The organism is Halolactibacillus miurensis (assembly GCF_900116255.1).
GTDB classification, from domain to species: domain Bacteria; phylum Bacillota; class Bacilli; order Bacillales; family Amphibacillaceae; genus Halolactibacillus; species Halolactibacillus miurensis.
In genome coordinates this window covers 1-12,515 of the sequence record NZ_FPAI01000045.1, presented here as the reverse complement: position 1 = coordinate 12,515, position 12,515 = coordinate 1, and the positions used below count along the sequence as shown (strand labels likewise).

Below are 12,515 nucleotides of genomic sequence, written 5' to 3'. Positions count from 1 at the left end.
ACCTATTATTGATACTTCTATTTTATCGAAAAAAAGACCGGATGCCTATGATTAAATGAGGTATCCGATCTTTTTTGGACTTTTTCAGTGGCCTCCACCAATGTTGTATTCACTTGTTCCAGAGCAGAAACAAGGTCTACACCATTGGGCGCAATGGGCGTATATGACGCGTACCCTGTCTTTTGTTAGAACGCATGCGTTCTAACAGACAGAACGATTCGACCAAAGTAAGTTGTGTTCCTGGAATACACTATTTCACCGACATGCTTTAACAGATGTTGAGAAAATAGGTTTACGGCGGTTGGAGAGTAGAAAAACCTATGCTTAGTTGAATGAGCATGGGTCGCCTTTAGGGTGTCCTTATGGAATCTCCTTCCTCAAACATTCGTTAGAATGTTAGGTGGGGGTAGTTCAAAATGGATGTGAATGAAAATAATTCACATAGTAGTAAAATCTGTTGTTCTGTTGACTAGAAGTTCATGCTATAATGATAGTGGTGATGACGTGAAAGCGCCATCAATAAACGAATAACTAATTGAAAGAAAAGGAGGCACTTTTATGGAGTATAATTACCAAACCCCGCGCTATCTTCTCGTGATTGAACAGATTAAAGAAAAAATACATAGTGGTGAACTGGAACCAGGAGAAAGATTGCCTTCTGAAATGGAATTTTCAAAACAATTACGTGTGTCTCGAAATACGTTAAGAGAAGCGTTACGTATATTAGAAGAAGAAAATATCATTTTAAGAAAACACGGTGTCGGTACGTTTGTTAATCGTAAACCACAATTTAAAGGCGGACTAGAAGAACTTTTCAGTATTACCGATATGATTAAACGTGAAGGGAAAGAACCGAGCACGGAGTGGTTATCAACTGGGTATGTTGAACCGCATAGTGATGATCGTGAAGAGTTGGAACTTGAAACAGATGAGCGTGTTTATTTAGTGAAGCGGTTACGTAAAGCTGACGGTGAACCACTCGTCTACTGTATTGATAAAATGCCTGAACACAAACTCTCAAATGATTTTGAGATTAAAGGTGAATCGATTTTTGACGCCCTGCAGCGAGATGCTGGTATTACGATTAGTTATGCAAAAGCAGATATTAACACCATTGGTTATCATCAAGACATATCGAAAATCTTAGAATGTGACCGTGATATACCGTTACTTGTATTAAAACAAATTCACTACGATTTAGATGACCACCCTATTTTGTATTCACTTAATTTCTTCCGGTCAGACCAAGTGAGTTTTAACGTATTTAGAAAACGGATGGTTTAACTGGTTGGACGTCAGAGGATGGTCCTCCATCAATTATAAAAGAAGGCGTAAAATAATGTTGTTTTACGCCTCTTAGTGTTTCTATGATTCGCACTTAAAAATCATACTGATCCTCTTTTTTCTTCCACATCTCATCATAAGCTTCTTTTAATAAGAGCGTATCCTCTACGAGTGTTTGTATTCTAAAGTGAACATCATCGTTGACGATAGATTTAAGATGGAAATCTTGTTCCTCGATAAAGACATAATTACTTGAGACGACAGCTTTCATATAGCTTAAGATGGGTTTCAACTGTTGTTCAATCACGAGATAATGTTTCGCTGAACCAGCGGTAACGACAAGCCCCACTACTTTTTTCTCTAGCGCCTTGGTTGGTAATAAATCGAAGACATTCTTAAGTGTGCCAGGTATGGACGCCTGGAAAATCGGCGTACCAATCATCAATATATCGGCCTGCATTAATTTTTCAGTGACTATTTTTGTGTCACCGGTATAATCAAGATAATGTCGACCGTCGCTAAAAACGAGGTCGTAATCTTTTAAATCAATCAACTCAATAGTTAAGTCTTTACGCTGCTGCAACACTTTTTCAACTGCCAGCATCGCGGTCTTTGTTTTTGATCCGACCGTTGAGCCAGATAGAATAACGACATGCATATTATAATTCCTCCTGTATTCGTGTGTATTTTTTAACCTTCGGTATAATTTTCTCGCCTAAATACTCAATATTTCTCATCAGTTGTTTAAAAGGGACGCCACCAAAGTCCATTTGACCAATATAACGCTGATGCTTAAAGACATCGTGTTGATAGAGAATTTTTTCAGTCACTTCGTCGACACTCCCAATGTTCATGACGTTATGTTTATCTTTTCCTAATGCAAAGGCTTGTTTCGGGAAACCTTGTCCATTTGTTCTTTTCATCCCTTCATTAATATACGGATACATGTCTTTTTGAGCTTGTTGCGTCGTTTCGGCAACGTGAAAGAAACCGGCAGTTCCGACTGGGAAATGACGGGAGTCAAAGCCACTTTGGTTTAGTGATTCGCGGTAGGCATCAATGACCGATTGAAACGTTGATACCGGACCGCCAAGCATGGCTAAATGCATCGGCACGCCCATTCTTCCCGCTTTAATGGCGCTGCTACGGGTACCACCGACAGCACGCCAAATCGGTAAAGGTTCTTCAGCGCGTGGCAAGACATGGGCGTTATTCAGTTCTTTACGGTAGTCACCTTTCCACGTGACGTAAGCTTCCTGATTAATCTTATTTAGTAAAGCAAATTTTTCTTCAAATAATCCTTCATAGTCATGAAGGTCATAGCCAAGTAAATCAAATAACCCTACTCTTGAAGCGCGACCGGCAATAATTTCAGCCCGTCCGTCTGATAACAAATCAATCGTCGCGAAGTCTTCATACACCCTTACGGGGTCTGAGGTCGAGAGAATCGTCGCAGATGAACCAAGCTTGATGTTGTTTGTCACTTGCGCGATCGCAGATAAGACAACGGTGTGGGCTTGTGTCACAAAAAAGTCTTGATGACTCTCACCAACACTAAAAAAGTCAAGACCAGCCTCGTCAGCTAATTTAGCGAGTTCAATAATCTGATTCAGCCTTTCTTTAGCTGATAGTCTCGTGCCGGTTTCGGGATCCATTAAATGGTCTCCCAGTGTGTATATACCAAATTCCAATCCGTTCGTAGGATGAATACGATAGTTGCTCATCGTCATGTATAATCACTCCTTAATTAAATTAATGATTGTTATTAATGTAAAAGGTTTGAGTCGTCAATGCAAGGAAAAAGTCTCGAATTCGAAATAAATAAGACCTATGATAAGTGAAAGGATGACTACAAGTGTTAAAGGTGAGTCAGGCAATAGGTGATGTAACTAGGATTTAGCGAATGATTTGAAAGGAAGTATAATTTTTTTAGAAGATGTGTCATAACCATTGACTTGTTGGACGTCTTACTAATATAATGGAGAGGTAGGACATATGTAAGGGATTTCATTAACCAGCAAGAGGTTGGACGTCCTATCAAAAAACGATGATAATGAATAGATATAGATAAAATAGCGATCACTATAAGTGATATCGAATATTTCAGGATAAATTAGACTGAAATCAGGGTATACCTTTAATGTGGTCTGACTACTCTCCTAGTACACTAAAAATAGAACGTGACATCATCGTCAGAAAAATGTTGTGATAAGAACATGTGAAGATATGAAAGGATGGATGAAACAATGCGAATGGTAGATTTAATCGCGAAAAAGCGTGATGGTGAAGCTTTAACTAAAGAAGAAATTGACTTTATGATTGAAGGGTATACCAAAGATGAGATTCCAGATTATCAAATGTCAGCAATGGCGATGGCTTTGTATTTTCAAGATATGACAACGGATGAACGGGTTAACTTAACCATGGCGATGGTCAACAGTGGTGATACCGTTGATTTATCAGGTATTGAGGGCATTAAAGTAGATAAACACTCAACAGGCGGTGTGGGTGATACAACAACGCTCATTCTTGCGCCACTTGTCGCATGTGTCGGTGTGCCTGTCGCGAAAATGTCAGGTCGTGGTCTCGGGCATACGGGAGGAACCATTGATAAATTAGAATCAATTAAAGGATTCCAAGTTGAACTAGATGGTCAAACATTTAATGATTTGGTTAATAAAAATAAAGTCGCGGTTGTCGGCCAAAGTGGTAACTTAACACCAGCGGATAAAAAACTGTATGCCTTACGTGATGTTACCGCAACGGTTAATTCCATTCCCCTCATCGCAAGCTCAATCATGAGTAAGAAGATCGCCTCAGGTGCGGATGCGATTGTCCTAGATGTCAAGACAGGTTCAGGTGCCTTTATGGAAAACTTAGACGATGCGAGAGCACTCGCAAAAGCCATGGTCGGTATCGGTAACGGTGCTGGACGTCAAACGATTGGCGTCATTTCTGATATGAATCAACCGCTTGGTTTTGCGGTAGGGAATGCTTTAGAGGTAAAAGAAGCCATTGATACGTTAAATGGCCATGGACCAGAAGATTTGACCGAGCTATGTCTCACGTTAGGGAGTCATATGGTGCATTTAGCGAATAAGGCAGACTCGATTGATGAAGCACGCGCAATGCTTGTAGAAGCGATTGAATCAGGACGAGCGCTTGACACCTTTAAAGTGTTTGTAGAAGGACAAGGTGGAGATGCTTCAGTCATTGATCATCCTGATTTATTGCCACAAGCTAAGATGACAAAAGAAATTACGGCAAAAACATCGGGTTATGTACAAGAAATTATTGCAGATGAAGTAGGGATTGCTGCAGGTATGTTAGGCGCGGGTCGAATGACAAAAGAGTCAGAAATTGATTTAGCTGTTGGACTTGTGTTACACAAAAAAGTCGGCGACTACGTTGAAAAAGGCGATGTTCTTGTCACCTTGCATACGAACAAAGAAGAGACACAAGAAGTAGAAGATAAAGTGAGAAACGCCTATCGTATGCACGCTGACAAACCAGAAGCACGCGTGCTTATTTATGACGTCATAACCGAATAATATACAGAAATTGTAACCAGCATATACAGAAATAATCACAGTGGTAATTGAAAATAATCACTATTTAAAGATAAGGAGACCAATCATGAAAGAAATCTTTTTGGCGTTATTCTCAGGGCTGCTTGTAGGGATATTATTTAAATTCTTAAAGTTACCTTTACCTGCACCACCTGTATTTTCAGCAGTAGTCGGTGTGTTTGGTGTGTATTTTGGTGGCGTTGTCGCCGAATACTTACGCGCCTTTTTTAGTTAATAACTTATCAGTTGTTTAATGGGTGTCGCTACCGGTTAAACATAACGAATCTGTTTGTGTGTGAAGTGAAAGCGTGATGAACAAACTATCTATAAGGAAAAACAGAAAGGATGAAGAAATATGGTAGAAAAATTTAAGCGCATCTTTTTAGTTGTGATGGATTCAGTTGGTATTGGTGAAGCACCAGATGCCGAACAGTTTGATGATGTGGGTGCAGATACACTCGGGCATATTGCTGAAAGTATGAATGGATTAAATATGCCAACAATGGGTCGATTAGGGTTAAGTAATATTAGAGAAATCAAAGGGATTGAAAAAGCAGCACAACCTTTAGCACATTATACAAAAATGCAGGAAGCATCAAATGGGAAAGATACGATGACAGGTCACTGGGAGATTATGGGCCTTCACATTGATCAACCGTTCCAAACATTCCCTGATGGCTTCCCGGATGATTTATTAGATGAATTAAAAGAAAAAACAGGTCGTGGTATTATTGGTAATAAACCAGCATCAGGAACAGAAATCCTAGTTGAACTTGGTGAGGAACATATGAAAACCGGTGATTTAATTGTATACACGTCAGCTGATTCAGTTTTACAAATTGCGGCACATGAAGAGATTGTGCCATTAGAAGAACTCTATGAGATTTGTGAAACAGCTCGTAAAATGACAATGAATGATAAGTATATGGTCGGTCGGATTATCGCCCGTCCATTTGTCGGTGAACCAGGCGCGTTCGAACGTACATCTAACCGTCATGATTATGCTTTAAAACCTTTTGGTCGCACCGTTATGAATGCGCTAGACGATGGTGGGTTTGATGTCGTTGCTTTAGGTAAAATTTCTGATATTTATGATGGTGAAGGTGTTACCCAATCAATTCGTACGAAAGATAATGATGATGGTATGGAGAAATTCATTCAATCCATTGATGATGACTTCCATGGATTGAATTTCTTGAATCTTGTTGATTTTGATGCGAAGTATGGCCATCGTCGGGACCCTAAAGGCTACGGAGAAGCGCTTGAAACGTTCGATGAACGTTTGCCAGAAGTATTAGAAAAACTTAAAGAAGATGATTTACTCATCCTTACCGCAGACCATGGGAATGATCCGGTCCATCACGGTACCGATCATACACGTGAATATGTGCCACTGATTGTTCACCATAAGGGTATTACATCAGGTAAAGCCTTACCTATCCGTGAAACATTTGCTGATATTGGTGCAACGATTGCCGAAAACTTTGGCGTGGACATGCCGAAGTATGGTAAGAGTTTCTTAGATGAGATAAAATAGTAACAGATAGACATGTGAATAGAAGGAATAAAAGTAATAACAATCGTTAAGGAGGAGCAAAATGACACAACTACAAGAAGCAACAGCGTTTATTCAAAAGCAATTAAGCGAAAAGCCACATGTGGGTCTCATTCTCGGTTCTGGCCTCGGGATGTTGGCAGATGAAATCGAGCACCCGGTTAAAATAAAATATGATGTGATTCCAGGATTTCCGGTTTCTACGGTAGAAGGGCACGCCGGTCAGCTCGTTATTGGAGAGTTAGAAGGCATCAGCGTGATTGCGATGCAAGGCCGTTTCCACTTCTATGAAGGTTATGGTCTTGATGCGGTCACTTTCCCGGTACGCGTAATGAAACAACTTGGTGTGGAAAAATTATTTGTGACTAATGCCGCAGGCGGTGTCAATGAATCGTTTGAACCGGGTAACTTAATGCTGATTACTGACCATATTAATAATACCGGTCAAAATCCATTAATGGGACCAAATGATAATGAGCAAGGTGTTCGATTCCCGGATCTATCTCAAGCATATGATCGCAAACTTCAAGGTCTTGCTAAGGATGTCGCAGAAGAATTATCACTAGACTTAAAGACAGGCGTTTATGTGTGGAACACTGGACCCACTTATGAAACACCGGCTGAAATTAAGATGCTACAAAAAGTAGGTGGCGATGCTGTTGGTATGTCAACGGTACCAGAAGTCATTGTGGCTCGCCATGTTGGCTTAGACGTCTTAGGTATTTCATGTATCTCAAATATGGCCGCCGGTATTTTAGATCAACCATTAAACCATGAAGAAGTCATTGAAACAACGGAAAAAGTACGAGAAGACTTCTTACGTTTCGTGAAAACTATTCTAGGTAAAGTGAACGCGTAATGTTTGTTAGAGCGAGTTATACATACTCGCTCTTGTATATTCGGGGGTAAGTGCGGTTAAGGACAAGATAAAGGAGCTAACGGTTTATGACTGATCAAACATTGATACAAGAAGCAAAGAAAGCTAGGGATAAGGCGTATGTGCCCTATTCAAAATTTAAAGTAGGTGCGGCGTTAAAAGCCAAATCAGGTAAAGTCTATCATGGGTGTAACATCGAGAATGCGGCTTATTCAGCGTGTAACTGCGCGGAGCGTAGTGCACTCTTTTCTGCCTACAGTGAAGGAGAGCATCATTTTGAATCCTTGACGGTTGTGGCAGATACCGATCGTCCTGTGTCACCTTGTGGTGTGTGTCGACAAGTGATTAGTGAACTTTGTGAACCTAAAATGCCAGTCATTTTAACGAACTTACACGGTGATGTGTTAGAAACAACAGTAGATGCTCTCTTACCAGGGGCATTTTTATCGGATGATTTATATAGTGATGAGGAGGCAAAAAAACATGAGTAAAGATTTAGCACAATATATTGATCATACAGCTTTAAAAGCTGATACAACAAAAGAGCAAATTGTCACGCTTTGTCAGGAAGCAAAGGCCTATAACTTTTATTCTGTCTGTGTGAACCCAACGTGGGTAGAGACAGCGGCCAAAGAATTAAAAGATTCTGACGTCGATGTATGTACGGTCATCGGCTTCCCGTTAGGGGCGACAACATCAAAAGTTAAAGCCTTTGAAACAACCAACGCCATTGAAAATGGGGCGACAGAAATTGATATGGTGATCAATATTGGCGCCTTAAAAGATGGTCAAGATGACTTAGTCGAAGACGATATTCGTCACGTCGTTGAAGCAGCAAAAGGAAAAGCGTTAGTCAAAGTGATTATTGAAACAAGCCTCTTAACAGATGCTGAGAAAGTAAAAGCATGTGACTTTGCGGTAGCGGCTGGTGCTGACTACGTTAAAACATCAACCGGCTTCTCAACAGGTGGGGCAACAGTAGAAGACATTAAACTGATGCGTCAAACCGTTGGACCTGATATCGGTGTCAAAGCAAGTGGCGGTGTACGTGACCGCGCGGGCGCTCTAGCGATGATTGAAGCAGGAGCTACGCGTATAGGTGCAAGCAGTGGGAAAGAAATTGTGTCTGGCGGAAAAGCAGATTCTGATTATTAAGCTTGAAAATAAATAGAATACCTAAATAAAAGTCTTTGTTCCGATGTCGGAATAAAGGCTTTTCTGTCTTTCGCTTGTTCTTGTGGCTAATTAGATTGTCCGTATTCCTTGGTGTGAAAAATCGTGGTATGGAGATTAGCGCGGAGTAAAGAAGACTCATGGCTTGAGTCACGGGTGGTTGACTAAACGTATTAAAAATTAACGTAATAAGTCGAATGTTCTCAATTGGTAATATCTTATCAGGTGTTTCAATCTTCATTAACTCGTATGTATGCTATAATGACAAATTGAAGGGGTGGAATTTATGAAAAAAATTATTATAGTCTTGTTTAGTTTGCTTGTTTTGGTTAGTTGTTCAACTGATACAGAAGATGAAGCGATGCCAAACAATAACCAAGAGGAGAATAATGTTACTCAAGAGAATGATGAGAATCATAGTACAACGGATGATAGCAACACAGTGGATAACGAACATTTAAAAGCGTATGAAGAATTTGATATCTTATCAAAAGAATTAGATTTAAATTTATATGAAGGCATAGTTGAAACAGATAATAGAGGAAATAGAGTGATATTATTCCAAACGGAAGAAGGTACAAAGGAATATAAGAGTATTTATATTAAAGATGATCACCATTTAAAAATTGTTCATTTTAATGATGAAGACAATTTACTGTATAATGATGTTATACAATAAATGATAAGAAAAACAGGTTAAATGGAAGTGAAAAAGCACGGTAACCTACTTCAATTTGAAGTAGGTACGGTGCTTTTTATAACTGCCCAAACGTTAGTGTGGCTTTTTTAGTCGTATGAAAAAGGTGAGTGTGAGTCAATATAATGCACGGGAATGTCAGAAAATGTGTTAGCAAGCTTCTTCGCGAACAGTTCCATGCCAGGTGATTCCGATTCGTAATGACCTAATACGATTAAACTTTTTGGGTGCTTCGTCTCTAGTGAGTCACGGACATACTCAGGTGTTTCCCACTCAAATCCCTCACCATAAATGGCTAAATCAATCTGGTCTCGCTCAAATGTTGGAATAACATGTTCACCGTTGCCACGGTAACCAACGAATAGACCAATACGTTTAATCTGATGATGGTCTTGGCCAACATAACGATACTGATCTAGTCGCAGAGTTGCTTTAATATGTGTACGCAGAGACGAAAAGGACGCCGCTTGTGGTAATTCAATAACGGTATAGGTTGAATAAATGTCTTTTTTCTGCACTCGAGGGAAGAGTGTATGCGTTAATGCTTCAGTAATCATGTCGGGTGAATACATATGAATAAGATCATGAAACCGAAAAATACTCATCGAAAGCTCTTCCATCATTGCTTCTTTTTCAATATGTACAGCGTCCATCGTATGGGGTTTTTTCCAGTGATGAAAGAATATACCCTCATGTGTGAGAACGAAGTTACAATTCAACTGTTTGGCTTCTTGTAATGCACGTATGGTCGGCATAAACATAACCGCAATTCCCGATACACTATCGTTTATATCACCATACAACACATCATCGACACTATTGTTAGGTAAGACTAGTCCTTGTTTGATATAGTCCACGACGTCTTTTACTATTAACATAATCATCTTCCTTTCTATCGGTGGCTTTAACTACAGTCTATAGAATGAGTGTGAGGTCTGTGACTCTAAAGAATAAAGAATAAATTGAAAAAACTAAAGATTTTAACTAGAAGAAGTAAAGGGAATGATAAAAATGTCATACAATTATTGAGAAAAGATTGACATTAACTTTGTACAACGGTTAAACTAATAATACGAAAAGCAGTTAAGACAGCGATGGGTTTCACATTATACCATTATGACAACGCTTACAATAATGAATGGGGGTAGAACGATGCATAAGTTAGTCATTGTTGATGATGAGCACTTTGTAAGGAAGGGGATGCTCGCACTAATTGATTGGAAATCAGTCGATTATCGAGTGGTCGGTGAAGCGGATAACGGGGAGGATGCTTTATCGCTCATTATAAAAGAGGAACCGGATGTCGTGTTCACCGATATTCGTATGCCAGTTTTTGATGGGATTGAACTGATCAAACAAGTAAAACAACACGCCAAACACCAACCTAAATTTGTCTTAATCAGTGGATATGATGATTTTCAGTATGCTCAACAAGCGGTACGGTTAGGTGTTGTAGACTTTATTCTTAAGCCAGTAAATAAAAAAGAAATCGAAGAAACATTACAAAAGCTATCAAGAGAAATATATGAAGAGCGAATGGCGATTCAAACAAATCAAGCATTTATAAACCATCGCTTATTTCAACGTGTCGTATTAGAAGGTAATCAACCGACAAGAGAAGAAGCAGATGTCTTGTTGAAAGACTCCGAAACAGACTTGCGTTATGTCCTGATTGATGTCAGGTCAAGGACTGCTAATACCGCCATCGATGAACAGATTCAACATGCGATTACTCACTTTATTGGAGCCGATGATTTGTTTATTCATCCGATTGAACGAGAAGGTTATGGTTTAATTTTAGAACAACGCTATTTACCGAAAAACGATAATGAACTTACCTGGTTCTTTGATCATTTTAAAGCGATGATTGAATCGGCCATTCAACAATCTGTCTTTATTTATGTAGGTGTTCGCGGGGAAGGGTTAAGCGGTATACAAGCATCATACCAGTCGGCCCAACGTTTGAAGAAACATCGTTATATCATAGAGAATGACGCGCCAATATTAATGACAGCGTCAAAAGAACAGTTGCTGACAGAAAACAGAGAACTAGATGCCAGTCTTTTTACCGAGTTAATGGAACATGTAGAAGAAAACAATCCTGATAAGATTAAAGAAACAGTTCATCAACTTAAAATGGCCATTCAAGAAAACTATATTTCTGTTAAACATGTCCAACTGTTTTTATATCAAATGGATCAAGCGATTGATCAACGGTTTAAAAAAGCGATGGATAAAAAAGTATCAACGGAGCGTTCGTTTTTAGATGAACTTAACGATGAACATACCTTATCTGAACTAGTAGAAGCATTAATGCGCTTTTTAACGACACGTGCAAAACAGCTAGCGGCTTTAAATAAAGCGAAATATAACGGTGAGATTTATAAAGTAAAGCGGTATATTGATCGGCATTTTAATGAAAATCTAACGCTCAAACGGTTAGCGAATCAATTCTACATGAACCCCGTTTATTTAGGTCAACTATTTAAGAAAACCTACGGTGTGTACTTTAAAGATTACTTATTGCAGGTGCGGATTGAAAAGGCAAAAGAACATTTACGTCAAACGGATCTAAAGGTTTATGAAGTTGCAGAAGCGGTTGGTTTTGGTAGTTCCGATTACTTCGTTACGCAGTTTGAGAAAATTGTAGGCAATACGCCGTCTAAGTACCGACAGAAAATCGTTGTGAATAAGTAACTTACTTGAAAAACAACGGCCTATATTTTTAGCATGTATTATTAATAAGACAAATACTATGAGGTGTGAGTGAAGCGGATTTTTAGTGACTGAATATGTTCACTAAATAGATTCACTGGCACCTTTAATTTTTATCGTTTTAGAGCGAGAAGACACCTTCCTCAAGTGCGTTAGCACTAGGTGGGTGATGAATCGCTTCTTTTTGAATATTTTTGAAGTGACAAACACGCATTCTGCATGATATAATTAAAGCACTAACAGTGACCGTCACAAAACAAAGAGAGGGTGGGTTTCATGGGCATGAAGGCTATTTTTTCAAATCGCTTATATAAGCATAAGATCGACGCAAACTTCGTTATGTCCATGGATCACACCCTTCGGGTGTTTAATCAAGCCAAACATTTTCGCTATCAAGCGGAGGTCCGGGAGCTTAGGGGCTCGAAAGAGAAAAGTTCCGTCTCCATCCATCAACGGTTAAAGCAACGTTACGGATTAAATGATTATTATGCGAACAGTGCTGTTCAAGAAGGACGCGCTCTTCTATCCGCGCAAAGAGAATTGAAGAACATGTACATGCGTAATAAAAAAGAACAAATCAACGCCGTTAAAAGAAAAATAAAAGCGACGAAGGCGCGCTTGACGACACTTCAAAAGATAAAAGCC

Annotated in this window: 12 protein-coding genes and 1 pseudogene; 10 read left to right on the top strand and 3 right to left on the bottom strand. The window is 39.3% G+C overall.

Annotated elements, in window-relative coordinates; genetic code table 11:
- Positions 1-558 precede the first annotated feature (558 nt).
- The gene (locus BM390_RS14810; protein ID WP_062323763.1) at positions 559-1,284 is read left to right on the top strand and encodes a GntR family transcriptional regulator; all 726 of its coding nucleotides are present in this window, start codon (positions 559-561) and stop codon (positions 1,282-1,284) included.
- A 94-nt stretch (positions 1,285-1,378) separates the two neighbouring features.
- On the opposite strand, the gene BM390_RS14805 is transcribed toward BM390_RS14810, so the two are convergent.
- Together BM390_RS14805 and BM390_RS14800 are read right to left on the bottom strand one after the other, a co-directional pair.
- A complete protein-coding gene (locus tag BM390_RS14805; protein WP_062323765.1) occupies positions 1,379-1,942 on the bottom strand; it encodes an NADPH-dependent FMN reductase in 564 nt (187 codons plus the stop codon).
- Between the two features lies 1 nt (position 1,943).
- Positions 1,944-3,008: an LLM class flavin-dependent oxidoreductase gene (locus BM390_RS14800; protein WP_089855700.1), complete on the bottom strand. Its 1,065-nt coding sequence runs from the start codon at positions 3,006-3,008 to the stop codon at positions 1,944-1,946.
- Between the two features lie 522 nt (positions 3,009-3,530).
- On the opposite strand from BM390_RS14800, the gene BM390_RS14795 reads away from it, so the two are divergent.
- The 7 genes from BM390_RS14795 to BM390_RS14765 all read left to right on the top strand — a co-directional run bounded on the left by BM390_RS14795 (position 3,531) and on the right by BM390_RS14765 (position 9,137).
- Positions 3,531-4,835: a pyrimidine-nucleoside phosphorylase gene (locus tag BM390_RS14795; protein WP_062323767.1), complete on the top strand. Its 1,305-nt coding sequence runs from the start codon at positions 3,531-3,533 to the stop codon at positions 4,833-4,835.
- Between the two features lie 85 nt (positions 4,836-4,920).
- A complete protein-coding gene (locus BM390_RS14790) occupies positions 4,921-5,088 on the top strand; it encodes a XapX domain-containing protein (protein ID WP_062323769.1) in 168 nt (55 codons plus the stop codon).
- 120 nt (positions 5,089-5,208) lie between these two features.
- Positions 5,209-6,390, top strand: coding sequence for a phosphopentomutase (gene deoB / locus BM390_RS14785; protein ID WP_062323771.1), 1,182 nt, complete (start codon positions 5,209-5,211; stop codon positions 6,388-6,390).
- 61 nt (positions 6,391-6,451) lie between these two features.
- Positions 6,452-7,267 carry a purine-nucleoside phosphorylase gene (locus BM390_RS14780; RefSeq protein WP_062323773.1) on the top strand — a complete coding sequence of 272 codons (816 nt, stop codon included), beginning with the start codon at positions 6,452-6,454 and terminating at the stop codon, positions 7,265-7,267.
- 86 nt (positions 7,268-7,353) lie between these two features.
- A complete protein-coding gene (locus tag BM390_RS14775; protein WP_062323775.1) occupies positions 7,354-7,776 on the top strand; it encodes a cytidine deaminase in 423 nt (140 codons plus the stop codon).
- Positions 7,769-8,440, top strand: coding sequence for a deoxyribose-phosphate aldolase (deoC, locus tag BM390_RS14770; RefSeq protein WP_089855697.1), 672 nt, complete (start codon positions 7,769-7,771; stop codon positions 8,438-8,440). The genes BM390_RS14775 and deoC overlap by 8 nt, the downstream gene beginning before the upstream one ends.
- Before the next feature lie 304 nt (positions 8,441-8,744).
- Positions 8,745-9,137, top strand: coding sequence for a hypothetical protein (locus tag BM390_RS14765; protein WP_062323777.1), 393 nt, complete (start codon positions 8,745-8,747; stop codon positions 9,135-9,137).
- A 107-nt stretch (positions 9,138-9,244) separates the two neighbouring features.
- On the opposite strand, the gene BM390_RS14760 is transcribed toward BM390_RS14765, so the two are convergent.
- Entirely contained in the window at positions 9,245-10,033 is a 789-nt protein-coding gene (locus BM390_RS14760; protein WP_062323779.1) for a Nif3-like dinuclear metal center hexameric protein, read from the bottom strand.
- A gap of 274 nt (positions 10,034-10,307) precedes the next feature.
- On the opposite strand from BM390_RS14760, the gene BM390_RS14755 reads away from it, so the two are divergent.
- The gene (locus tag BM390_RS14755) at positions 10,308-11,852 is read left to right on the top strand and encodes a response regulator transcription factor (RefSeq protein WP_062323781.1); all 1,545 of its coding nucleotides are present in this window, start codon (positions 10,308-10,310) and stop codon (positions 11,850-11,852) included.
- Between the two features lie 294 nt (positions 11,853-12,146).
- A pseudogene (locus tag BM390_RS14750) lies at positions 12,147-12,515 on the top strand (hypothetical protein); the annotation flags it as partial.